Annotated in this window: 19 protein-coding genes and 2 pseudogenes; 10 read left to right on the top strand and 11 right to left on the bottom strand. The window is 70.4% G+C overall.

The features are described 5' to 3' along the window. The first annotated feature begins 96 nt into the window (after positions 1–96). Together KBX50_RS16885 and KBX50_RS16890 are read left to right on the top strand one after the other, a co-directional pair. Positions 97–1,089: an XdhC family protein gene (locus KBX50_RS16885; RefSeq protein ID WP_210937968.1), complete on the top strand. Its 993-nt coding sequence runs from the start codon at positions 97–99 to the stop codon at positions 1,087–1,089. Then, positions 1,086–1,670: an NTP transferase domain-containing protein gene (locus KBX50_RS16890; protein WP_210937969.1), complete on the top strand. Its 585-nt coding sequence runs from the start codon at positions 1,086–1,088 to the stop codon at positions 1,668–1,670. The genes KBX50_RS16885 and KBX50_RS16890 overlap by 4 nt, the downstream gene beginning before the upstream one ends. Positions 1,671–1,820: 150 nt before the next feature. On the opposite strand, the gene KBX50_RS16895 is transcribed toward KBX50_RS16890, so the two are convergent. Together KBX50_RS16895 and KBX50_RS16900 are read right to left on the bottom strand one after the other, a co-directional pair. After that, positions 1,821–2,939 carry a Gfo/Idh/MocA family protein gene (locus tag KBX50_RS16895; protein ID WP_210937970.1) on the bottom strand — a complete coding sequence of 373 codons (1,119 nt, stop codon included), beginning with the start codon at positions 2,937–2,939 and terminating at the stop codon, positions 1,821–1,823. Next, the gene (locus tag KBX50_RS16900) at positions 2,909–3,619 is read right to left on the bottom strand and encodes a ThuA domain-containing protein (RefSeq protein WP_210937971.1); all 711 of its coding nucleotides are present in this window, start codon (positions 3,617–3,619) and stop codon (positions 2,909–2,911) included. Before KBX50_RS16900 ends, KBX50_RS16895 begins: the two co-directional genes overlap by 31 nt. Positions 3,620–3,860: 241 nt before the next feature. Here KBX50_RS16900 and KBX50_RS16905 point away from each other — a divergent pair, with 241 nt between their 5' ends. Beyond that, entirely contained in the window at positions 3,861–4,814 is a 954-nt protein-coding gene (locus KBX50_RS16905; RefSeq protein WP_210937972.1) for a LysR family transcriptional regulator, read from the top strand. A gap of 55 nt (positions 4,815–4,869) precedes the next feature. Here the strand turns inward: KBX50_RS16905 and KBX50_RS16910 are convergent, their stop codons facing one another. The 3 genes from KBX50_RS16910 to KBX50_RS16920 are packed head-to-tail and all read right to left on the bottom strand — an operon-like array spanning position 4,870 to position 7,292. Further along, positions 4,870–5,364 carry a hypothetical protein gene (locus KBX50_RS16910; RefSeq protein WP_210937973.1) on the bottom strand — a complete coding sequence of 165 codons (495 nt, stop codon included), beginning with the start codon at positions 5,362–5,364 and terminating at the stop codon, positions 4,870–4,872. A gap of 6 nt (positions 5,365–5,370) precedes the next feature. Next, positions 5,371–6,465, bottom strand: coding sequence for a saccharopine dehydrogenase family protein (locus KBX50_RS16915; RefSeq protein ID WP_210937974.1), 1,095 nt, complete (start codon positions 6,463–6,465; stop codon positions 5,371–5,373). After that, a complete protein-coding gene (locus KBX50_RS16920; RefSeq protein ID WP_210937975.1) occupies positions 6,462–7,292 on the bottom strand; it encodes a class I SAM-dependent methyltransferase in 831 nt (276 codons plus the stop codon). The genes KBX50_RS16915 and KBX50_RS16920 overlap by 4 nt, the downstream gene beginning before the upstream one ends. A gap of 301 nt (positions 7,293–7,593) precedes the next feature. Between KBX50_RS16920 and KBX50_RS16925 the strand changes: the two genes are divergently transcribed. Beyond that, entirely contained in the window at positions 7,594–10,692 is a 3,099-nt protein-coding gene (locus KBX50_RS16925; protein ID WP_210937976.1) for a BTAD domain-containing putative transcriptional regulator, read from the top strand. Between the two features lie 37 nt (positions 10,693–10,729). Here KBX50_RS16925 and KBX50_RS16930 read toward each other — a convergent pair whose 3' ends face one another. Then, entirely contained in the window at positions 10,730–11,698 is a 969-nt protein-coding gene (locus KBX50_RS16930; RefSeq protein ID WP_210937977.1) for a hypothetical protein, read from the bottom strand. A gap of 186 nt (positions 11,699–11,884) precedes the next feature. Beyond that, positions 11,885–12,751 carry a hypothetical protein gene (locus KBX50_RS16935; protein ID WP_210937978.1) on the bottom strand — a complete coding sequence of 289 codons (867 nt, stop codon included), beginning with the start codon at positions 12,749–12,751 and terminating at the stop codon, positions 11,885–11,887. A gap of 190 nt (positions 12,752–12,941) precedes the next feature. Between KBX50_RS16935 and KBX50_RS16940 the strand changes: the two genes are divergently transcribed. Then, on the top strand, positions 12,942–13,745 hold the full coding sequence (locus KBX50_RS16940) for a hypothetical protein (RefSeq protein WP_210937979.1): 804 nt from the start codon (positions 12,942–12,944) through the stop codon (positions 13,743–13,745). Between the two features lie 73 nt (positions 13,746–13,818). Here KBX50_RS16940 and KBX50_RS16945 read toward each other — a convergent pair whose 3' ends face one another. Together KBX50_RS16945 and KBX50_RS16950 are read right to left on the bottom strand one after the other, a co-directional pair. Then, a complete protein-coding gene (locus tag KBX50_RS16945; RefSeq protein ID WP_210937980.1) occupies positions 13,819–14,241 on the bottom strand; it encodes a (4Fe-4S)-binding protein in 423 nt (140 codons plus the stop codon). A 32-nt stretch (positions 14,242–14,273) separates the two neighbouring features. Then, the gene (locus KBX50_RS16950; protein ID WP_307870984.1) at positions 14,274–14,570 is read right to left on the bottom strand and encodes a GNAT family N-acetyltransferase; all 297 of its coding nucleotides are present in this window, start codon (positions 14,568–14,570) and stop codon (positions 14,274–14,276) included. 235 nt (positions 14,571–14,805) lie between these two features. Here KBX50_RS16950 and KBX50_RS16955 point away from each other — a divergent pair, with 235 nt between their 5' ends. After that, on the top strand, positions 14,806–15,273 hold the full coding sequence (locus tag KBX50_RS16955; protein ID WP_210937982.1) for a MarR family winged helix-turn-helix transcriptional regulator: 468 nt from the start codon (positions 14,806–14,808) through the stop codon (positions 15,271–15,273). Here KBX50_RS16955 and KBX50_RS16960 read toward each other — a convergent pair. Beyond that, positions 15,261–15,812, bottom strand: coding sequence for a DUF6817 domain-containing protein (locus KBX50_RS16960; RefSeq protein ID WP_210937983.1), 552 nt, complete (start codon positions 15,810–15,812; stop codon positions 15,261–15,263). The genes KBX50_RS16955 and KBX50_RS16960 overlap by 13 nt on opposite strands. 56 nt (positions 15,813–15,868) lie before the next feature. Next, the gene (locus tag KBX50_RS16965; RefSeq protein ID WP_247673851.1) at positions 15,869–16,711 is read right to left on the bottom strand and encodes an SDR family NAD(P)-dependent oxidoreductase; all 843 of its coding nucleotides are present in this window, start codon (positions 16,709–16,711) and stop codon (positions 15,869–15,871) included. A 473-nt stretch (positions 16,712–17,184) separates the two neighbouring features. Between KBX50_RS16965 and KBX50_RS33815 the strand changes: the two are divergent. The 4 genes and pseudogenes from KBX50_RS33815 to KBX50_RS16980 form a co-directional block, all read left to right on the top strand. Next, a pseudogene (locus KBX50_RS33815) lies at positions 17,185–17,382 on the top strand (winged helix-turn-helix domain-containing protein); the annotation flags it as partial. A 21-nt stretch (positions 17,383–17,403) separates the two neighbouring features. Continuing rightward, a complete protein-coding gene (locus KBX50_RS16970; protein WP_307870985.1) occupies positions 17,404–20,259 on the top strand; it encodes a BTAD domain-containing putative transcriptional regulator in 2,856 nt (951 codons plus the stop codon). A 232-nt stretch (positions 20,260–20,491) separates the two neighbouring features. Further along, entirely contained in the window at positions 20,492–21,271 is a 780-nt protein-coding gene (locus tag KBX50_RS16975) for a transposase family protein (protein ID WP_210935105.1), read from the top strand. 436 nt (positions 21,272–21,707) lie between these two features. After that, positions 21,708–22,602 (top strand): annotated as a pseudogene (locus KBX50_RS16980) (hypothetical protein); the annotation flags it as partial.

A 22,602-nucleotide genomic window follows, 5' to 3' on the forward strand; every position in this document is an offset into this window, starting at 1 on the left:
AGCTGCCAAATTTATCCGCTTCCGGCGTTATATGTACTGATAATTCGTTGAGGACGACGAGACGCGAAGCTGAGTGTGGAGTTGAGGTAACGGCAGGTGTTGACCGAGGTGTGGCCCTTCGTCGAGCAGCGCCACGGGGCCGGGCAACGGGTCGTACTGATCCGGCTGGTCGGCCGGGTCGGGTCGGGCTCCCGGCCGCTCGGTGCGACCATGGCGGTGGCCTCGGACGGCGGCTGGACCGGGTCGGTCTCCGGTGGCTGTGTCGAGGGCGCACTGCTCGGTGAGGCCCGATCGGTGCTCGACGGTGCCCCACCACGGCTGACCGCGATCAGTCCGGGCGCGGATCTGATGCCGTGGGAACCCGCCCCGGCCTGCACCGGTGAACTCACCGTGCTGATCTGTCCAGCCCCGACCGGAAACGTGTACACCGCCATCGGCGCAGCGCTGGCCACCCGCTGTCCACTCGCCGTCGGCGTCGCACTTGAACCACCGTTCCGGTGGTCCACGGCCGCCGGTCGAGACGGACTGCCGGCCGGCGAGAAGCACTTCGTCGAGGAGCTGCACCCCGATCCCACACTGCTGGTGGTCGGCGCGACGGACCTGGCCGTCACGCTGGCCGCGTTGGCCGCCCCGATCGGATACCGGGTGGTGGTGGTCGATCCACGACCCACATACGCACAGTCGGAGCGGATACCGGCGGCGGAGGACGTGATATGCGCCTGGCCGGACGACTTTCTGGCCACCCGTACCCTGGGCGTCCGAGACGCGGTGCTGGTGTTGACCCACGACCCCCGGATCGACGATCGCGCGATCCGGGCCGCGCTCACCGGTTCTGCCGGGTACATCGGGGTGTTGGGCAGCCGGCATACGCACGCCCAGCGGCTCGCCCGGTTGGCCGGCACCCCAGGTCTGCACCGCTTGACCGGTCCAGCGGGCCTCGACCTGGGTGCCGGGTCGTTGGCGCAGACCGCGCTCTCGATGCTTGCTGAGGTGGTGGCCGTCGGCAACCAGCGGGCGGGCGGACGGCTCTGTTGTGGCGAGGGCCGCATCCGGGCGGTCGAGACGGCGCGGCTGAACCCGGTGGCATGACCCGCCGTCCGCCAACCGCCGGACTGCTCCTGGCAGCCGGAGCCGGGCGACGCTACGGCGAACCCAAGGCGCTGCGTTTTCTCGGCACGGCGATCGACACGCTGGCCGCCGGTGGCTGTGATCCCGTCATTGTGGTGCTCGGTGCGGCCGCCGTAGCGGCACGTCGGAGAATCGCGGGCCGGGTGGTGCCGAACGACGCCCGGCTGGCGGTGGTTGTCAACCACGACTGGTCGAGTGGGATGGCCTCGTCGCTGAAGGTCGGTCTACGGGTCGCCGCCGAGCTGTCAGCGTCGGTGGTCTGCGTGCACCTGGTCGACCTACCCGGGGTGACGCCGGCCGCCGTGCGGCGGGTTCTATCCACCGTGCCGAACACCTGTCCGACCTCCGCACTGGCTCGTGCCACCTACCAGGGCGAGTTGGGTCATCCGGTGCTGCTCGGCGCCGACCACTGGGCGGGGGTTGGCCGAAGCGCTTGTGCCGATCGAGGTGCGCACGAGTACCTGCGCCGGCACGACGCGATGCTCGGCCGGGTCGAGTGCGGCGACGTGGCCGACGGCGCGGACGTCGACACCCACCGATGAGGCCAGCAACGAGTGGACTGCTGCCGTGCCATCGGGACGGCAGATGCGATTACTCGCCGTGGTTCGCGGTCATCGGTGGGCTACTCCGGGCCGGGCGGGCAGGCCCCGAGCGGGCTGCGGCTGCGGTGGCGCACCAGGGTGCCAGGGTTGTCAGTGCTCGGGCACGGAAGCGGAGAGCCAGTCCTCGACCGGGGTGAGCGGGACGGGTGGGGGGCGTTTCACCGCCGTCGTCAGCTCGATCCGCCGGCCCTCGGCGGCCGACCGGAGCAGGGCGGTCATGATGTCGAGTACGTGCAGCCCGACCTCGCCGCTGGCCCGTGGCGGACGCGTATCGTCGGCCCGGACCAGGTCGATCAGGCCGACCCCCCGGGCGGCGGCGACGTACCCGGCCCGCGGTTCCAGGGTGCGCCACCCGACGCCGTCGAGCGCGAGGTGGCGGACCTCGCCGTCGAAGTTGTTCGGATCGGGTACGGCGAGGGTGCCCGCCTCCCCCTGCACCTCGATCGGCGCGGCCGTCGTCGCGACACCGTCGAAGGTGGTCGTGAGCGTGCTCAGGGCCCCGTCCTCGTGTTCCAGTACACCGCTCACGTGGGTCGGCACCTCGACCGGGATCCGCTGCCCCGAGCGGGGGCCCGAACCGATGACCCGGGCGTCCCGCAGCCGGCTGGCTGCTCCGATCACCGCGCGGACCGGCCCGAGCAGGTGGACCAGCGCGGAGATGTAGTACGGCCCCATGTCCATCAGTGGGCCGCCACCGGGGGCGTAGTAGAAGTCGGGGTTGGGGTGCCAGCGTTCGTGTCCCGGGGTGACCATGACGGCCGACGCGGAGAACGGGCGGCCGATCAGTCCATCGTCGATCGCCGCTCGGGCGGTCTGGGTACCGGTGCCCAGAACGGTGTCCGGCGCGCATCCGACGCGGACGCCGGCCGACGCCGCCCGGTTCATGAGCGACCGGCCCTCCGGGAGCATGACGGTGAGCGGCTTCTCGACGTAGACGTGCCTGCCGGCGTCGATCGCCGCGCCCGAGATCTCGGCGTGCGCCGCCGGGATGGTCAGGTTGAGCACCGTCTCCACGTCGGGGTGGTGGAGCAGTCGCTCGACACTTACCGCCTCGGCGCCGGGAATCGTGGCGGCGGCCGCGTCGGCCCGGGCCGGGTCCAGGTCGGCCACCGCGACGACGCGCACGGTCGGATGGTCGGCCAGCGTGTTCAGGTACGCGCGGGAGATGAACCCGAGACCTACGACGCCGACGCCGTGCGCGTCGCCCACACCATTCCCCTCTCGATGACGGTACGGACACTCGGGTGCTCCAGCACGTCGAGGCTGTGCCCCGGAGTCGTCACCACGATCCGCCCGGCGCCCCAGTGTCGGGTCCAGATCGCCGGTGAGGTGACCGGCCGGTGCCACGGGTGCCACTCCCGGGTCGGGTGGATGGTGGTGGCCAGGACGTCGATCAGGTCGTCGTGCAGCACCCAGTACTGCTCGGTGACCAGGTCGAAGTCCTCGATCCCGGCAGTGATCGGATGCTCCCGGCCGAGGTCGGTGATGGTGACCGAGTGAGGCAGGAAGTTGTCTGTCTCTCCGCCGCCACGGTCGCACGGCTGGACGCCCGGATGGGTGGCGAACTGGCCGCCCACCAGGTGCAGGTAATCCGACGAGGCGCGGAACGAGTCGACGATGCCGCCGTGCCAGCCGGTGAAACCCGTACCGGCGACGACCGCCGCGGCCAGGCCCGCCACCTGCTCCGCGGTGATCTGGGACATCGTCATGCACTGCACGATGAGGTCGGTGTCGGCCAGTTCGGCGGCGTCGGTGTAGACCTCCGTCGACCCCTCCACCCGTACCGCGTATCCGCTGCGTTCGAGGAACGGGATGAACAACTCTGTCGCTTCGACCGGCCGGTGGCCCTCCCACCCGCCTCGAACCACAAGGGCTTTCCGCCGCGTCACACCCGCTCCTCCCCCGGTCCGCCACACCGGGCCACCGCTGCCGCCCGGGGACTTCGACACAGGGCCTAACCGTACCCGGGCCGGCACCGTGCCTCGGCCCCTCACCCGGGGCACCGCGATCCGGGCCTGCCTGCCATGCACAGGAGTAATGGCCCGTGCTGGGGCCGCCGGTCGCCAGTCCCGGGCGCTGACAACGCACAGCGCACGGTCTCAGCGCAAACCGCGGATATAAGCTACGTGCATGATTGACTCGTGGACCTTGCGGGTGCTCCTGGAGGTCGCCAGCCGGGGTTCGTTCTCCGCCGCGGCCGAGGCACTGTCCATGACACAACCAGCCGTCTCCCGGCAGATCAGCGGATTGGAACGGCGCGTCGGCGTGCCGTTGTTCCGTCGGCTTCCGCGCGGCGTACGGCTCACTCAGGCCGGGCAGACCGCCGTCGAGCTCGCCCGCGACATCCTGGTGCGGACCGACGCCCTGGAAGCCCGGTTGCGCGCCTTCACCAGCCTGACCGGCGGGCAGCTCAACGTGTCGGCCTTCCCGAGCGCCAACGCCCGACTCACTCCGGAAGCCATTCGGTGCTTCGCCGAGTCCCATCCGGGCGTCGCGGTGAACCTCGTCCGACCGGACGAGGCGGGACCGCTGGCGGCCATCCGGGACGGCCGGATCGACGTGGCCCTGCTGACCTCGTGGCAGTTGTTCGCCGACCCGGCCAGCGCGAAGTACGCCCTGTCAGCGTCGCGAGTCACCGACGAGGCGCTGGACGGTCTCGACCTGGTGCCACTCTGCGACGAACGACTACACGTCGCCCTTCCGGCCGATCATCCGTTGGCGCAGCGCAATCGGGTGCCGCTGCGGAAGCTGAAGGACGAGCGGTGGATCGAGGGTGCCTATCCGGACTGCCTCGGTCCGATCCCGCCGATCGCCGAGGCGTTGGGTGGTCCCCCGCAGATCGCCTTTTTCTGCGACGACTGGAACGGCAAGCAGGCCCTGGTCGCCGCGCGGGCCGGTGTCATGCTCGTGCCGACGCTGACCCAGGCCGCGCTACGGCCGGACATCGTCCTGCGTCCCACCGTTCCGGTCCTGCCGACCCGCCGGTTGTATGCCGCAGCGGCCGCCCCGCCGTTCCGGTCGCCAGCGGCGACCGCGATGATCGAGATCCTCACGGCGATCTGCCGGCAGCCCGTCGAGGCGTGACGACCGTCCGCCGGGGCGCCCGGAGGATCGGGAGGCGCCTCGGCGGAAGCCCTGATCAACGTACGCCGCTGTCCACCGTCGGTCGCCGGCCGTTCCCGCTCGTCGGCGGTTTCCTGGGCCGAGCAGGTGCCACCGCCAGCAACACCGCGGTGACCAGGGTCAGTACCCCGGTGCCCTGGAACAACACGTCGTTCGAGATCCGCGCATCGCCGTCAACGGGATACAGATCATTGATGAGGGTCTGAGCGTCCAGCAGCCGCAGCACGACGAACAGGGCGTGATTGAACCCACCCTCGAAAAGGCCGACCGCCGCCACCCAGAAGGCGTAGACCAGGGACCAGAAGATCGCACGTGCCCAGCGCATCGTCGTTCCGAGCCGGTATGCCAGATACGTGACGGCGAAGACGGCGCTGAACACGACAGCCAGGATGGTCCGCTGCGGGCTGTCGAACCGGAGCCCCCCGTACAGGTGATGGATGAACGTCACCAGGAAGACCACTGTGGTCCAGGCGATGGCGGTTCCGCGCCGGTCCGCTGAAACTCGTTGCATCAACGCTCACATCCTTCGGACGTGGCCGGGATCCGGCCTGTCGCCAGCTCGATCGGCAACGGCGACGGGTTGCTCGTGCACGGTCAGGTCATGCCGCCGAATCGTCTTCAGGAACTCACCCGCATCGACGATCTGGTCGATGTGATGCACCCCGGGCGGATAGCGGCGACCCATCAGGCCGATGGCGATCTCCGCTGCCACCACGCCGGTCGCATGCCCCTCCTGACGGCCCGTCACCGCCGACCACACCTGTCTCCCACCTTCATCGGTGGCCGAAGCGTGCACCACGAACCGGTCCCCGCCGAGCCGCAGTCGGCTCGAAGCGCCGGTCAGCAGGCGAGCCCCGCCCAGCCGATCCGCCAGCCGGAAGGCGCCGGCGGCACGCAGCCCGAACAACGTCGCCGTCATCGCGCCGGAGTCGAAACAGAGACGAGTGGTCACCGGGACGCCGAGCGTGCGGGTCAAGGTGTACTGATCCGAGAAGGGAAACGGGTACGCGGTGCGCACGCCGAACCCGGGCAGGTCCACCCGGGCCCGCCCCGGCCGTCGAGTCCGGTCGGGTGGCGCCGTCAGTCCCGCCACCGTCCAGCGGACCGAGTCGGGCCCGTGGTCACCGGCCGTACCCAGCAGGATCGTCACGTCGACGGAGGTCGCGGACGGCAGGCGTTCGGTGCAGCGTCGGGCCAGCACGTTGGTCAGCCCGGGTGCCAGCCCGACGCTGAGCACGGCGGCCGTCCCGGTCCGCTTCGCGGTGGCATCGAGCCGTTCGATGCCGGCCAGCACGTCGGCTGACGCGCTGATGTCGACGACGGCAACGCCACGGTCCAGGCATGCGCGCGCCACCGCCTCGTTGCGGTGCTCCACACACATGACCACCACGGCGGCGTCGGCCAACAACCCGTCGAGACCCCGCGGGTCGTCAAGGTCCAACCGGCGCGGGGTCAGCCCGGCTGGGCCGGTCCGGGCCAGGGCCTCGGCGCGGGCCAGATCACGACCAGCGACAACGACCTCGTTCGCCGAATCTCGGGCCAGTGTGGTGGCCACCACCCGACCCACTGCCCCGTAACCGCCGATCACGACGGCCACCCCGTGGCCGGTCATGGCCACCTCGCCGTGACGATCCAGTGCCTACCGCTGAGGCGGACACCGGCCCCGAGGTCGTACGGCTCGACGGCGGCCAGCAGGCAGTCGCGCACCTGGGCCGGCGGAATCTCAGGATGGTCCGCCATGAACGCCCGGACGGGCCCGCTACCGAGATAGAAGTCGGCTGCCTCGGCGGCGGTCGCCCCGATCAGCAGCTCCGCATCGACGGGGTACGGAACCACGTCGGAGAAGCCGGCGGCCATCAGCACAGCGACGATCCGCCTGCGGTCGGCCAGGCTGAACATGCCGGAGGGCCGGTCGCTGTGCGGGACGACTTCGTTCAGGGCGGCCATCGGCACCGTGTACCAGTCGCAGCCCGTCATCTCCCCGGGGCAGGCGAACACGAGGCGGCCCTCAGGCCGCAACGCCCGCCCGATGTTGGCGAAAGCCGCGACAGGATCGTTGAAGAACATCACCCCGAACATGCTGATCGCCACGTCGTACCGGCCCGGGGGGAACGGGTACACCTGGGCATCGCCCTGGTGGAACCGGACGTTCGCCACCCCTTCCCGGGCCGCTCCGGCCCGGGCACTATCGAGCATCAGCGCGGACAGGTCGACACCGGCCGCCCAACCCTGGGCGCATTGTCTGGCCGCTCTCCGGGTGGTGCGCCCCGTGCCGCACCCGATGTCGAGCACCACGTCGGTGGGACCGATCTCGGCCGTCCGGAGGAGGCGGTCGAGCAACGCATCGTTGAGATCCTCCCGCCGATCATGGTGCTCGACCCAGTGAGCCCCCTCCGGACCGTTCCAGGCCGCTGCCTGGTCAGCGTTTGCCACCCGCATCTGATCACCTCTTCGGACGCTGTCCACGGAAATGAGTCTGAGCGGGCACAGCTATGAGCACCACTGCGACTTGGTAGGGGAAGCCATAACATCGGCGCATGGCACCGCTTCGTTCGGTGCCGCTCTCGTCAGCGGATCGGGCGGCGGTGCTCGGCCAGGATGAGGTGTGGTCGGGGTCGAGCCGCCGCAGCGTGCCGTCGGAGGGCGACCCTGCCCGCGCCTGGGCCCTTTGGACGGTGTTGCTGTCGGGATAGCGGGAATCGCCTTGCTGAGCCGCGCCCCGGCGGGACAAGCTGCCGCCATGCTGGAACAGCAGCGCGGCAAGCTGTGGCTGGTGGTGGCCGCCGCCGGCTACGGCAAGACCACCGCGCTGCGCCGGCTGTTCCCCAGCCCGACCGTCCGATGGCAACGGGAGTGCGACGTCGATGCGTTGCTCCGCGGCGAACTCGCGGAGCTGGCCACCGGCGCGACGCAGCTCATCCTCGACGGACTGCCCGCCATGTCGGAACGGACCGAGCAGGCGTTGCTGCACGCGATCGCCGGCCTGCCGGACGGCGTACGGCTGGCCCTGTCGTCGCGATGGCCGGTGGGCTGTGCCGCGTCGTCGTGGTTGACCCGGATGGCGCCCGCGCAGCTCCGCCCGGCCGAGCTGAGCCTGACCACCGACCAGGTCGACGAGGTGCTGCACACCGAGTACGGGCTGACCGTCCCCGCCCTGGCGCAACGCGTGTACGAGATCACCGCAGGGTGGCCCGCACTGGTCCGGCTGGTCGCCGAGACCCTGGTCGCCGAGGGCGTACCCGTCGGGCCGCTCCTGCCGGCGGTGACCGAGCCCGGCGGTCTGGTGGCGAGCTATCTGGCCGAGGAGGTGCTCGGTCCGCTGCCCGAGGACGTCCGGCGGCTGCTGCACGAGGTGGCCGACCTCGCGCCGGTGACGGCGGGCGTCTGCGCGGTCACCGGCCACCCGGCGGCCGGGCCGCAGCTCGGCCGGCTGCTGCGCACCGGGCTACTGACCAGGGTCGGCACCGATCCCGACACCGGGCCCCGGGTGGTACCGGTGATCGCCGCGGTCGCCGGCCACGACCGGCCGCCGGTCACGCGCGGGACGCTGCTGCGGGCGGCGACCTGGTACCGCGACCATGGCCCGGCCCGCGCCGCCGCGTTCACTTTCCGGCTCGGCGGCGACGATGCGGCACTGGCGGCGGTGCTGGACGAGCACGGCGACCGGATGATCGCGGCCGGACGGCCCGGCGCGATAGCCGAATTGGTCGCCACCCTGCCGGCGCCGCTGCGCACCCGCAGGCTACGGCTGCTCGCCGGCGACGCGTTGCGTACCGCCGGCGACGTGGCCGCGGCGGCCCGCGCGTATCAGGAGGTGGCGGCAGCCGAGGCGAGGTGGGAGCCGGGGATCGCCTGGCGGATGGGCCTGATCCACTACCTGCGCGGCGACCAGCCCCGGGCCCTGGCCGACTTCGCCCGGGGCGACGAGGCCCCGGGTTGCCCCACCGATCAGGCGATGCTGTTGGCATGGACGGCAGCGGCCACCGCTCGTAGCGGTGACGCGGCGGCCGGGGTGGAACACGCCTGGCGGGCCTACCGCCGCGCGGCCGAGACCGGCCGGGACAGTGCGCTGGCCACCGCACACGTCAGCCTCGCCCTCTGCCTCGGACTCACCGGTGACCAGGTCGGCGGCGAGGAGCACTACCGGCTGGCGCTGGGCATCGCCGAACGCACCGGCGACCTGGTGCTGCTGGCCCGGATCCTGGTCAACCAGAGCTACCACCTCGTCGAGCAGGCCCGCTATCCGGCAGCGCTGGCGGCCGCCCAACAGGCGGCCGGGCACGCCGAGGCGGCCGGCCACGCCAACCTGTACGCGATGGCCGCCGGGACCGAGGCCGACATGCTGGCGACGCTCGGCCGGTACGACGACGCGGCGGCGCGGTACGCCCAGGTACTCGCCCGCCATCAGCGGATGGGCTCGCGCCGCTGCGCCGACACGTACCTGGGTCTGGCCGAGCTGCATCTGATGCGAGGCTGGCGGGAACAGGCCCGGGCCGCCTTCACCGAAGCGGTCCGGCTGGCCGATGACAGCGACAGCCGAAAGCTGGCGGTGCGGGCGCACACCGGGCTGGCCCGGGTGCTGTTGCCCGACGACACGGCGGCGGCGGCCCGGCACGCCGCCGAGGCGACCCGGCTGGCCAGTGACGACCTCCGGGTCCCGGCACTGCTCGCGCAGGGCTGGGTGGCGCTGGCCGGCGGCGACACCGCACACACCGCACGGCTCGCCGACGAGGCGCTCGACCTGGCCCGGTCCGGTGGGTTGCGGGCCGGCCTGGCCCGGGCGCTGGAGCTGCGGGCCGCCGCGGAAATCGAACCGGGTCGGGCCCGCGCCGCCCTGCGAGAGGCGCACGCGATCTGGGCCGACGCATCGGCGGTCGGCGACGCGGCCCGTACCGCGCTGGCGCTGGGCCGGCTGCCCGGCGCCACCGCCGACGACCGGTTCGCCGCGCTGCTGGCCAGCGAGCGCCTCGCCGCCGAGGGCGGCTCGATCGACCAGGAGGAGACGCCGCCGGACCAGCCAGCCGCCGACCAACCGTCAAATGGCGTGGGTCGCGTCGGCGTCCTGGTCCGCACCCTCGGCCGGTTCGAGGTACGGGTGGCCGGCGCTGCGGTGCCGCCGTCGGCCTGGCAGTCACGGCGGGCGCGGGACCTGCTGCGGATCCTGGTGGTGCGCCGGGGTCGGCCGGTCCCCCGCGGTGAGCTCTGCGAGCTGCTCTGGCCCGACGACGATCCGAGCAGGACCGGGCACCGGCTGTCCGTGTTGCTGTCGATCGTGCGCGGGGTGCTCGACCCGGACCGGGTCTTCGCCTCGGACCACTACCTGGTGACCGACGCGGCCAGCGTCGCGCTGGACGTCACCCACCTGCGGGTCGACGTGATGGAGTTCCTCGGTGCGGTGACCCACGGCCGTCGGTTGCTCGATCGGGGTGCCCGGGCGGAAGCACGCACCATCCTCGCGGCGGCCGTGCGCGACTACCGGGCGGACGTGTTCTCCGACGAGCCGTACGCCGACTGGGCCTCGGCGCTGCGCGAGCAGGCGCGGGCCGCGTACGTCGCCGCGCTGCGGATGCTGGCCGACGCGCACCGGTCGGCGGGAAGCGGCGGCGCCGCCGTGGACTGCCTGCTCCGCCTGCTGGAGCAGGACCCGTACGACGAGCCGGCCCACCGGATGCTGGTGCGCACCCTGGTGGCGGGCGGGCAGCACGGCGAGGCACGGCGGGCGTTCACCCGCTACCGCGCGGCGATGCGCGCGATCGGAGTACGACCGCCGGACGAGATCATCCTGACGCCGCGGGTCGGGGTACGGCCGTCGGCGACGGTCGTACCCCGACCGAGGTGAGGGGTTCGGGTCGTTGCCCGAGCCCAACTCCGTCGGCTCAGTAGATGTCGTGGTCGGTGCTGTACCCGGTGACCATCCACATCTTGTCGTCGTCGGTCGAGTACCGGGGAACCGACCCCGGCTCGTCGGCCGCCGAAATCCCACCGGGGGCGCCCCCCTGGGCGGACCGGCCCGTCCCGGTGCCGGCCCGCTGAACCGCTACGACGGTCGCGCGGGTCCCGTCGTCGTTGGGCATCATCGCGTCGATGAAGATGTCGGATGCGGAGGTCGGGAACGGGTCTGAGGGGTCGGGCAGCACGGTGACCTCGCCGCCGACGCCGGACATTGACGGGAATTCCCCCTCCCACTCGCGCTGCATCGTCACGGTCCTCGGCGAGGACGTACCAACCGGACTGGTCGTGGCGAACCGCTTGTAGCGCAAGCCGATGACCTCCGACGAGGCACGGATGCCGTCCACACAGACCGCGTAGGCGACCGGGCTGGCGCCGAACAGGTGGAAGGCCGTGCGAACGGTCACGCTCGCGCCGTCGGCGTCGGGGACCAGTCCGGCCAGCGGCACGCCGGCGGGCAGGTCGAACCCGGTGCCGCTGAGCACCAGGCCGGCGGGACAGCTCGCGGTTCGTGACCCGGCCGGGGAGACCTCGACGACCCGCGGCGTGCCGTCGTCGGACTCGCAGATGGCGGCGGCGATCACCGACCAGGGTTCCGCGTGGTCCGGGTACGCCTCGCCGCGTACCACGACCGAAGTCGCGCTCGGCACGATCGCGGCCAGACGGACTCCCCCGTTGCCGTTCCTGATCCGGCCACCGGCGCCGATCAGCACCTCGTCCGCCCCGCACGTCGCGGTCACGCTCTTGGAGGATGTGGTGTCGTAGCCGCTCTCCGCCCGATGCCGGTACGCGGCGTGCGCCGTCCCGGGTAGGACGAGGGTCGCGCTGACCGCGACGACCGCCGCGACAGCGCACCGCGACCGAATGCTTGTGCCGAGTGTGGTGCCCCTGCTCATGACCACTGTCCTTTCCTGCTGACGCTGCCGCGAACGGTTCGCGCGGCGCTGCCCGGAATCATCGGCGGGGCCTGTCACGGTGGCGTCATGGTGGCGCACGGCATACGCCCGAAAGCGCCCGCGTCTGGTCACGCCGACCGACGTGACCAGACGCTGCGCCCGCTGACGGTACGGGCCCGCGAACCGTTACGGCCCCCAGCAGATGACGTGGCTCTCCAGGTCCCACGGGGGCAGGTAGACCCCGTCCTCGACGGCGATCGCCTGGGCGTTGTTCTGGGCGGCGGCCGCCATCGCCCGGGTGAGCAGGACGTTGCCGGTGGCGGTGCCGGCGACCGTCGCGCCGACGCCGGTGGCGAGCGCGCCGGCCGGACAACCCGCGGACACCTGACCCTTGGGGCTGACGCTGTTGGCCGCCCCGGTCAGGCTGACCAACGTCCCGGTGAGGTTCGCCGGCAGGGTGGCGCAGATGGCGTACCCGACGAGTTCCCACGGCCCGGCGAACCCGCCGGCCGCGCCCGCGGTGACCGCACCGGCGGTGAGCGCCGCGTTCGGCTCGATCCGCTGGTAGAACGCTTCCCCGTTGGCGGTGCGCAGCTCCGCGCCGAGCCCGAGCAGGTCGGTGCCGGCGGGGCAGGCGGCCACCTGGTTCTTGATCGGGTCGACGTTGCTGCCGCTCGCCGAGGTGACACGCTGGTAGTTGGCCGGGGGCGCGCCCGGCACGCAGATCGCCTGCGCCACGAGGGTGTACGCCCCCGCCACACCGCCCGGGTTGGTGTGCGCCCAGACCGTCACCGACTGGGTGGCCAGGTTCGGAATGATGTCGGTCAACGTGACGTCACCGCCACCACCATCCACGGAACCGCCGCCACCGGCGAGAAACTCGCCGGCTGGACAGGTGGCCACGGCGGACTGATTGGGAAAGGCGCCCGCCACGCTGACGTTCACCACGGTCGCCTGCGCCGGTCCCGCGCCGGTGGCGACGGCCACGGCCGTGCTGGCCAGCAGCAGGCCCGCAGCGCCCGCGAGCCGGGCGAGCCTTGATCGAGTACGCATCGTGCACTCCACTTCGTACCTGCCGCGAGACGTTTACGCCCCGGCGGGGCGACGCGGCAGGTAACCCACGGTCCGGGCCGGCCTCACGGCCGCCTCAGTGCCGCGTCATGGTGGACGCACCGGTGCATCGTCGACGCGGATTGGCTCCGCGTCGCGCTCGATCGTGGCTGACGCGGCGCACACTGAGACGATGGAGACGACCCGGGTCATCCTCTACCGTTTCCGGCTTCCGCTGCCACGCGGCGACATGATCGTCCACCGGGAGGGCAGGACGACGGCTATCCGCTGGGACGACGAGCCGGTCGCGGTGTTGACCGTGGTGTGGGTCGATGACGGTTCCCGGCACCGCTACTTCGTCGACCGCGATCTGGCCGACCGGTTCGACCTACGACCCGCCGAGCGGGACTGGCTGTTCCTGTCGGTGGATCTTGAACCGGCCACGGCCGCGCAGTGGCGGGCCGCGGCGGAGAGCTACCTGACCGCGATCCAGGCGGCCGAGCGCGACCGACACGCGGCCCGGGATCATCCGCCGTGGTTCCGACGCAAGGCCGCCGCCGAGCGGGCACGGGCCCGGCACCGGGCGGCGCTCGACGCCGCCGACAACGCCTACGCGCCGGTGCGGGAGGCCGCCTCGCGATTGGTCGACGAGGTGTACGCCCCGATCGCGGCACGGGAGAAAGCCATCGCGGCAATCATCGGCAAGCCGCTCTGGAGGTACGTGCGCAAGGGCGACATCGCTCATGTGCACGCGGCCACCTCGGGCGGGTCGACCGCCGAACAGCTCATCTCGGCGATCACTCGGCAGAAGGGGATCACCGCGTTCCGGTGGGAGCCCGATGCCGTGGCGAAGGCCGTGGAGTTGCTCGGTGAAGACGGATTCGAGGTGTGGTGGCACCGGTTCGCCGGGAATTGGCAGTACCGGCTCCAGCAGAACGAGAAGCCGTGGCGGGCTGGGGGCACCGGCCTCGCCGGCACCGGCGGCTTCGGAATCTGAGCGCGGGCCGTCCCCGAATCCTGCTCCTGCTCCTGCGCCCGCCGGTCCTGAAGCGGCGATGGCCGGTGTCGGGTCAGCCCAGCCGGGTCTGCCCGCAGGGCCCGCCGTGATCGCAGTACGGCTGCCGTTGGCTCCGCCCGCACCCGCACAGGACTGCCCTGGTCTCCGCGCGCATGCCTTGCGGCGTGTCCACTCTCAACTCACCGCGCACGATCAACTGTCCGGTGGAGTCGCGCCTGATCTGCGTCGGCCGGTCCGGGGCCTCCGCACCACCGTTTGCGAATTCGTACCGCAACGCTCCGGAGGGACACCGCCGCACCACCTCGGCCAGGCGCTCGGCCTCGGCACCGTCGGGCCGGATCCACGGGCGCTGACCCGTGTCGAAGACCGCCGGCAGGCCGCGGACGCACTCGGCGGCGTGCAGGCAACGCCGGGCCTCGAAGGTGACCGTGATCGACCGCCCCTCGTACGCCTTCGTCGTCGTTTCGCTGCTCATACCGACCTCCGTCGCTGCCGTACCGGGGCTGTTCAGTCGCTGACTCTGCTGCGGGACTGGTACACCAGGTCCTGATACTCGGGGTGCCGGGCGATCCAGCCGGCGAAGAACGGACAGGTGGGCAGGACCAGCAGGTTCGCGGCACGAGCCGCGTCGAGAGCCGCGCGGGCCAGCGCCGCGCCCACTCCCCTGCCCTCGTACGCCGGCGAAACCTCGGTGTGCACGAACGCCACGAGTTCCGCAGTGCGGATGTACTGCGCGAAACCCGCGACCGTCGACTCTCCCTCGAACCGGGCCTCGTACCGATTGGCCTCGGGGGCATCGCTCACATTCACTACCATGTGTCCTCCAGCTCGCCATGCTGCGCATCGACACCCGATGCCCGTCATGAGCCGGGTGGGCGGCCACGCGCACCACGACCCACCCCGGTTGGTTGATGTGTCACCTAGACTAGCCGCCGATGGTTGATGCGTCAACTAGTTCCCCGAGCCGGCCGGCCCTGATCGAATCCGCGCAGGAAGTCCGGCAGCCACGGGCCGTCGACGTTGTCGTTACGCTCCCCACATGGACCCAACGCCCCGCTGGCTCACCTCGCAACAGCAGGTCGCCTGGGACAGTTTCATCCGCATGCAGGAGAAGCTCATCGGACGACTCGCCCGCCGAATCCAGGCCGACTCCGGCATGTCCGCCGCCGACTACATCGTGTTGGTCAAACTTACCGAGACCAGCGGTGGGCGGATGCGCCTGACGGACCTGGCGAAGCAGGTGGAGTGGGAAAAAAGCCGCATGTCACACCAAGTGCGGCGAATGGCCGAGCGCGGACTGGTGGCCAAGGAGGAATGCCCCGACGACGGACGCGGAGCGTTCATCGCGGCCACCCCAGCCGGCTGCAAGGCGATCGAAGACGCGGCACCCGTGCATGTCGAACATGTCCGCCGACTGTTCATCGACGCCCTCACTCAGGAAGAACTCGACCTGCTCGCCAGCATCTCCGATCGCGTCCGTGCCCACCTGGAGAGTCAGCCCGACTGAGGCCGAGCGGCACCGAGGAGTCGCCGCGCCTCGCCGCTGACCTGGGGAGAAGCGATCGGAGCCCAGGCCGCGAACAGCGAGCGGAAGTAGTCGCCGTACCTGTCGGCGGTAGCCGGATCCTGCTCGACGACATCCAGTTCGTTGACGATGCTGAGATCCACGAACGGTTGTCTCTGGTCGGATTCCAGGTGCCAGGTCTGGTTGGTGAACCGGTCGACGACCACACCGGTCTCCGCCAGCTGTCGCCAGGTTCGCCTTCGGTCGCAGGCCCCGTACAGGTAGACAAGTGCCTCGGCGTCATCACCGATGAGGTTGCGGAGTGCGGCTCGATCGGCCCGGTCGAGCAGCGTCACATCGAAGCCGTCCGTGCCATAGACGGCATGCGCGAGACCGGCCAGCTGCGCGTCGACCGCACATCCCAGGTCGGCAAGGCGGTCGTGGACCCGGCACAGGTGGGCGTAGAGGGTGCCGCCGGGATGCGGGATGGTCTCGGCTCCACGCTGCCGCAGCCAGCGCCGCACCTCGGAATCCACGCTCATGGCCCGACCTTACGTAAGCCGCGTCCGGCCGGCGGCCCGTCAGCGAGGGCGGTTCGTCACACCGGCGCACCGAGCAGTTCGGTCGTCCGCTCCCACAGTCGGATGGCCAACTGGTCGTCCGTGGCCTGCCGGTGGACCGGCCCGTTCGGTCTGAGACGGTGGTAGTAGCCGCCGTTCACCGCCTCCGGATCAGGCATCGTGGCCAGGTGAACCAGCGGCTCGGCACCCTCAGCGAGGGTGGACAGACCACCCAGCAGGCGGTACCGGACCAGCGCAGCGACCAGCGGGGCCTCCCGGTTGATGTCGGTGGCGGCGATCACCCCCGGGTGGAACGCCATCGCGGTCAGCCCGCTGCCCCGGGTACGACGGGCCAACTCGCGGGTGAACAGGATGTTCTGCAGCTTCGTCATCCCGTACCGCAGCAGTTCGGACCGTTTGCCGGCACCTTCGAGATCGTCGAGATCGATGCTGCCGAACCGGTGGCCCTTGCTGGAGGTGGTGATGACGCGCGCCCGCCCGGCGGTGGTCATCCGGTCCAACAGGAGGTTGGTGAGCAGGAACGGGGCCAGGTAGTTGACCTGGAACATCAGATCATGCCCGTCCTCGGTACGGCTCCGCCTGGTCAGCACGACGCCGGCATTGTTGGCCAGCACGTCGATCCGGGGGTATCGACTCAGGAGGGTGTCGGCGAGCCGGCGTACGTCCGACAGCCGGGTGAAGTCGGCCACCAGCGGCTCGGCGCCCACCTGGCGCGCAACGACGGCGGTCTTCTCGGGCGACCGGCCCACCACCACCACGGACGCCCCCAGACACGCCAACCGGCGGGCGGCCTCGGCGCCGATACCCCCACTGGCCCCGGTGATCACGACGGTCTTGCCTGCCAAGATCCGGTCACCCATGGCATCCATCTCCCCGAATGGGACGATGGCCCATCGTAGAAAACCGGCAGCACGAACGCCACCGCCGGTGGTGGCCAGGCCGAGCAGGTGGTGCAGCGGGGCTGTGACGCCGGCGGTCAGCAGCGCATGGGCGGCGCTGCTAGGCTCCGCTCATGCCGGACATTGATCGTCCTGACATACCCCGGTGGCAACCGGCGGTGGGCTGCGGCAACGCGCACGGACGGCTTTCACCAGGGTCGGCGGGCGATAGCCGCGTACCGTGGCGCGGGTGACCCGCCCGTCGCTATGGGCACCATTCGAGATGACCTCGCCTGACTGCGAACGCGACCGCGCTCCGCAGTGCGCCAGCGGGCAGCGACCCGACTCTGAGACAGACGTGATCTGCGTGGCTGGGCTGCCAACCCTCGGCGGGGCGCCCGGCTGAACCAGCGAGTGGGGTATCGGTGGAGTTTCGGCTCTTGGGCCCGATCGAAGTGTGGGCGGCGGATCAACGGCTGGACCCGGGGCAGCCGCGCCAACGAGCAGTTCTGGCCGCACTGCTCGTCGACGCGGGACGGGTCGTTCCGGTAGACACTCTCATCGACCGCGTGTGGGGAGAGGGGCAGCCGGAGCACGCACGTCGAGTCCTGCATTCGCACATTTCCCGGGTCAGGCAGTTGCTGTCCCGGGCGGATACGACTCCTTCGACGTCCGTGCGGTTGGCCCGTGAGCCGGGTGGCTACCTGCTGGGCGTGGAAGCGGAAAGGATAGACGGGCATCGGTTTCGGTTGCTGCTTCAGTCGGCGCGTGACCGCCGAGGGTTCGACGACTTCGATCGCACTCGGCTGATCCGGGAGGCGTTGACGTTGTGGCGCGGGCAGCCGCTGGCCGGGGTACCCGGCGAATGGGCTGCCCAGGTACGCGCGGGGTGGAACGCGGAGCGTGTCGACGCCGTGGTGGAGTGGGCGCGTATCGAGCTGCGGCAGGGCAACCCGGACGAGGTTCTCGCCCAGTTGACCGGGCTGACCGCCGAACACCCGCTGGTCGAACCGCTGGTCGAGGTGTTCATGCGCGCCCTGCACGCCACCGGTCGAAGCGCTGACGCGTTGGACCGGTATGCCGGATTCCGCCGTCAGCTGGCCGAGGGGCTGGGCGTCGATCCGAGCCCGGGGCTGCAACAGCTCCACCTGTCGATCCTCAGGGGTGAGCCGCCCCAGTCCGTAACGGATGTCGTCTCCTCAATCTCCGCTCCTCGCCCGACCGGGGCCTCCGCATCCGCTGCCGGCTTCAGCATCATCGCCGGCGCCGACACCGCCGTGGCCCGGCGGCCACGTACGCTGCCACGGCAGGCACCTGACTTCACCGGCCGTTCCGAGATCATTGCTCGCATCGCCGCAGCGGTGCGCGCCGGGGACCAGCAATCCACGATGGTGCAGGTCATCGACGGCATGCCCGGCAGCGGCAAGACGACGTTGGCCGTGCAACTGGCGGTGATGCTCCAGGACGACTATCCGGATGGTCAACTCTTCATCGACCTGCATGGCCACAGCGCACGCGACCCGATGGACCCCCGGGCCGCACTGTCCGCACTACTGCAGCAGATGGAGGTCCCGCCGGACCGCTTGCCGGTGGACTTCGAGGGGCGGGTCGCCTACTGGCGTACCCTGCTGTCCGGCCGTCGTCTGGTGCTGGTGCTGGACAATGCCGGGAACTCGGCCCAGATCGCACCCCTGCTGCCGACGGCGCCTGGCTGCCTGACGTTGGTCACGAGCCGCCGGCGACTGGGACTCGACAGCGTACGACTCGAGCCGTTACCGCTGATGACCGCAGTGGAGGCGACCGAACTGCTCGCCCGCATCGCCGGCTCCGACCGGGTGGCCGCGGAGCCCGCAGCGGCATCCGAGGTCGTGAGCCGGTGTGGCCACCTCCCATTGGCCATCCGCCTGGCTGGGACACGGCTGGCGCACCGCCCGAACTGGCGGGTCAGCGACCTGGCCGCACGACTGAGAGGTGACGGGCCAACTCTTCCCGAGCTGACCGCGGAAACCCGCACCGTGGCGGCGGCCTTCGCGCTGTCGTGCGCGCAGCTGTCGCCGCCGGCACACCGGGTGTTCCGCCTGCTCAGCCTGCACACCGGTGCCGATTTCGATGCCTGTGCCGTTGCGGCACTGGTCGGGCTACCACTACCTCGAACGCAACACCTGCTGGACGAACTCGTCGACAGCTACCTCGTCGAAGAACCCACCGTCGGGCGATACCGACTGCACGACCTCGTACGCGAATACGCCTTCGAACTGTGCACCGCCACGGACACCGATGACGAGCGACACGCCGCCGTCGAGGGCCTGCTGGACTTCTATCTGCACGCAGCCGACGTTGCCCGCCGGTCCATCGAGTCGGTCAGGAGTCGCCGCTTCTTCGCGCCCGGTTCTCCCCGCCGCGCCGACCTCGTCGAGGAACTCGGTGCGCTACCACCCAGTTGGTGTGCCGTGGAGCGTAGGAACCTGGCCGCGGCCGTTGCGCTTGCGATGGACGCCGGTTGTTATCCCTATGTGTGGCGCCTGGCGCGCGTGTGCTGGCGCTACCTGTACCACGCCGGCAGCCTGGACGAGCTGATCGCCCTGCAGGAGCAGGCGCTGGCCGCCGCGAGGGAGCTTGACGACGACGAGGCGCTCACCGCGAGCTGCAACTATCTGGCCTCCGCCTATTTCCGCCAGGGGCGGACGCAGCGGTGCCTGGATTTTCTGGAGCTTGCGATCGCGGCGGGGCAGCGCCTCGGGAACAAGGCATGGCTCGCCGTTCTGCACGGCAACATGAGCATCGCCTACTTGAACGCCGGACGACATCCGGAGGCTGTCGAGCACGCGTTGCAGGCGCTGCGGAAGTTGCGTGACACGGTTGAACCGGACCCCGACGTTCCCCGTCTGCTCAGTGGGCTCGGGGAGATCTACGCGATCACCGGGCGATACGAAGAAGGACTCCTGCACCTACGACGTGCGCTGTTCCTCGCAGCGGAGAACGGTGACCAGGCGGTCGTGGCCAGCGTTCTCCGCAACATTGGTTCCATCCGCTCTCGTCAAGGCGCCCACAGGTACGCGAAGCGTCTCCTCACCGCATCGCTGCTGCTCTATCGGCGCCTCGAAACCGGGTGGGGCGAGGGCGAGGTGCTCAACGATCTCGCCTCCATCGAGCTCGCTCTGGGCAGGCCAGACCTGGCCACGCAGAGGTACCACGAGGTCATCCCCGCGCTGCGGGACAAGAGAAACCCGGGTATCGAATCCACCGCCCACAACGGGCTCGGACAGGCGGCGCTCGCATCCGGTGACGTGCACACAGCTCGTGAGCACTTCGAGTACGCCCTGGAGCTGGTGCGAGAGACCGGTCACCGTCGCGAGATCGCAATGTCCCTCGACGGCATCGCGCGCTGCCTGGTCGCCGCTGAGCCCCACCGCGCCCGGACGCTGTGGCAACGCGCCCTGAAACTCCTGATCGAGCTCGACATGCCCGAGCGCTTCGAGGTCGAGAAGCGGTTGGCCGAGGCGGAGCGTCGGCGGCCCACTGCTCGGTGATGAGCACGATCTCCCATGTCCGGCCGATGGGTTCGACGTCAACGATGAGGTCCATCGTCCGGTAGGCGCTGCCGTGTACGTGAAGGGCACAGCTCGGGAAGTTGTGGCGACCGCAGGACTTTCGCAAGGGTCCACAACATTCTCCCAACCGATACACCTCCGAGGCTTACTACATTGCTGGCTAAGGGACGTCTCGTAACTCGGTCGGTCGTCCATGGTGGATCATGTCGGGGTGCAGGTGATCTCGGCAGCCCGCCCGGAGTGGATCTTCCCGTTCACCGGGCTGCAGCCCGTCCAGTTCCGCCGGCTGGTCAAGTTGGTCGCTGAGCGGGGCGGTGACGCGATCGCTGATGGTCGGCCGGGGCGGCAGTGGTCGCTCGATCTGGCTGATCGGGTGCTGCTGGTGGCCGTGTACTGGCGGACGAACCTGACGATGCGGCAGATCGGTCCGCTGTTCGGGGTGTCGCACTCCGCCGCGCACAGGGTCATCGACACCCTCGGCCCGCTGCTCGCGTTGGCTCCGGTACGCCGACGTCGAGTTGACCAGATCGCCATCGTCGACGGCACCCTCGTCCCGACCCGCGACCACCGCCTCGCCGCACCGAGCAAGAACTACCGCTACTCGACGAACCTGCAGGTCGCCATCGACGCCCACACCCGTCTCGTCGTGGCCCTGGGCGACCCGCAGCCCGGCAACCGCAACGACACCATCGTCTACCGCACCTCCGGCATCGACGCCAAGCTCGCAGGTAGGCCGGTCATGGCCGACGGCGCCTACCGCGGCAACCCCGACGTGATCATTCCCTACCGCAAACCCACCGACGGCAGCGAGCTACCCGTCTGGAAGAAGGACCTGAACAAGCAGCACCGCACCGTCCGAGCGCAGGTCGAACACGCCCTGGCCCGGATGAAGACATTCAAGATCCTCCGTGACTACCGCCGCGCCGCCCACACATTGACCGACACCGCTTCCGGCATCGCCCACCTCCACAACATCATCCTGCTCGGCTGACACCAGCACCGTTGCCAGGCAACGCCTTCACCGAGTTACGAGACGTCCTTTAGTGATCGGTAGAACGCAATGCCGCGCACGATGAAGCCGGATCAGTCCAACTGGCCACGGCGGCACGTTTCCGGCGACAGCCTCCCGGTGGCGGCATCGATCGCGGAGTTCAATTAGCAGCGAAGGACATCGATGACCAGACGCTCGCGCCCCTCCGCGACGCCGAGCTTCACCCGCCCCCGCTCCATCTCGGCAAGGCGATGGCTGACGGGTGTTCCGTCCTCTGGAAAAGCCGCCCACCGCAGCGAGGTGACCTGGCCCAGCAGTCACGTCACCGTCGCCTTCCGCACCCCCGGCTGACAACCCCACCACTCCCGGTAACCCACCGGGGCCGCCTGCCCCACTCGCTGGGCAGGCGATCCAACCTCCCGAGTGAGGAGCATTTATGAGAAGAACGCTGCTGCGGGTTGGACTCGCTGCGCTGTTTGCCGTTGCGGTGCCCGGCCTGCTCGCCGCACCGGCCAGCGGCGTACCGGCTGCCGACGACCCGAGCCCGCAGTTACCCCTGGCCACCGACGTCGCCGACCGGTATCCGTCGAGCCCGTGTGACCCGAACGGCACCACCGCGTCTGACAGCACCATCGCCAGCCAACTCAACGGCCAACTGACCGGCAACATGGCGGGCGCGATGACCGCGTACCGCGTCTCCTGCGCCCGTATGGTCATCGAGACGGTCCGCGACCGCGACCTGGCCTCGCGCGCCGCGGTCATCGCCATCACGACCACGATCGTGGAAAGCACCATCCAGAACATCAATGTGGAGCTCGACCACGACAGCCTCGGCCTCTTTCAGCAACGTGCTTCCTGGGGCACTGCGGCTCAACGCCTGAACCCCACCTGGGCCACCAATGCGTTCCTCGACAAGATGATTCGCGAGTATCCGAACAATTCGTGGATGACCGCGCAGATCGGGAACGTGTGCCAGGACGTACAGGGATCGCAGTTCCCGGAGCGTTACCAGCCGCAGGCCGCTGACGCACAACGCATCGTCGACGCGCTCTGGTCCGCGGCGGAGCCCGGTGGTCCGGCTGTGGTTCGCGCGGAGGGTGAGTACCACCTGTTCGGTGTCAGCCCGAGTGGTCAGCTCAGCCAGAACACCTGGCGACCCGGCGGCTGGCTGGGTTGGGAATCCCTCGGCGGGACGGTGGCCGGTACCCCGGCGGTCACCTACCACGACGGGCAGTACGACGTCTTCGCCCGCAGCCCCCGAGGCGTCGTCTACCAGAAAACCTGGCAAGGCACCTGGAGCGACTGGAAAAGCATCGGCGGCATCATCCAAG

It is taken from the genome of Micromonospora sp. C51 (assembly GCF_018070435.1).
Lineage (GTDB): Bacteria > Actinomycetota > Actinomycetes > Mycobacteriales > Micromonosporaceae > Micromonospora > Micromonospora sediminimaris.

Excerpts from the sequence above, each read along its gene's own strand:
- KBX50_RS16955 (WP_210937982.1), top strand. The coding sequence starts at position 14,806 with ATGGACCCAACGCCCCGCTGGCTCACCTCGCAACAGCAGGTCGCCTGG.
- KBX50_RS16965 (WP_247673851.1), bottom strand. The coding sequence starts at position 16,711 with ATGGGTGACCGGATCTTGGCAGGCAAGACCGTCGTGATCACCGGGGCC.
- KBX50_RS16925 (WP_210937976.1), top strand. The coding sequence starts at position 7,594 with ATGCTGGAACAGCAGCGCGGCAAGCTGTGGCTGGTGGTGGCCGCCGCC.
- KBX50_RS16940 (WP_210937979.1), top strand. The coding sequence starts at position 12,942 with ATGGAGACGACCCGGGTCATCCTCTACCGTTTCCGGCTTCCGCTGCCA.
- KBX50_RS16930 (WP_210937977.1), bottom strand. The coding sequence starts at position 11,698 with ATGAGCAGGGGCACCACACTCGGCACAAGCATTCGGTCGCGGTGCGCT.
- KBX50_RS16915 (WP_210937974.1), bottom strand. The coding sequence starts at position 6,465 with ATGACCGGCCACGGGGTGGCCGTCGTGATCGGCGGTTACGGGGCAGTG.
- KBX50_RS16905 (WP_210937972.1), top strand. The coding sequence starts at position 3,861 with ATGATTGACTCGTGGACCTTGCGGGTGCTCCTGGAGGTCGCCAGCCGG.
- KBX50_RS16890 (WP_210937969.1), top strand. The coding sequence starts at position 1,086 with ATGACCCGCCGTCCGCCAACCGCCGGACTGCTCCTGGCAGCCGGAGCC.
- KBX50_RS16920 (WP_210937975.1), bottom strand. The coding sequence starts at position 7,292 with ATGCGGGTGGCAAACGCTGACCAGGCAGCGGCCTGGAACGGTCCGGAG.
- KBX50_RS16910 (WP_210937973.1), bottom strand. The coding sequence starts at position 5,364 with ATGCAACGAGTTTCAGCGGACCGGCGCGGAACCGCCATCGCCTGGACC.
- KBX50_RS16935 (WP_210937978.1), bottom strand. The coding sequence starts at position 12,751 with ATGCGTACTCGATCAAGGCTCGCCCGGCTCGCGGGCGCTGCGGGCCTG.
- KBX50_RS16960 (WP_210937983.1), bottom strand. The coding sequence starts at position 15,812 with ATGAGCGTGGATTCCGAGGTGCGGCGCTGGCTGCGGCAGCGTGGAGCC.
- KBX50_RS16945 (WP_210937980.1), bottom strand. The coding sequence starts at position 14,241 with ATGAGCAGCGAAACGACGACGAAGGCGTACGAGGGGCGGTCGATCACG.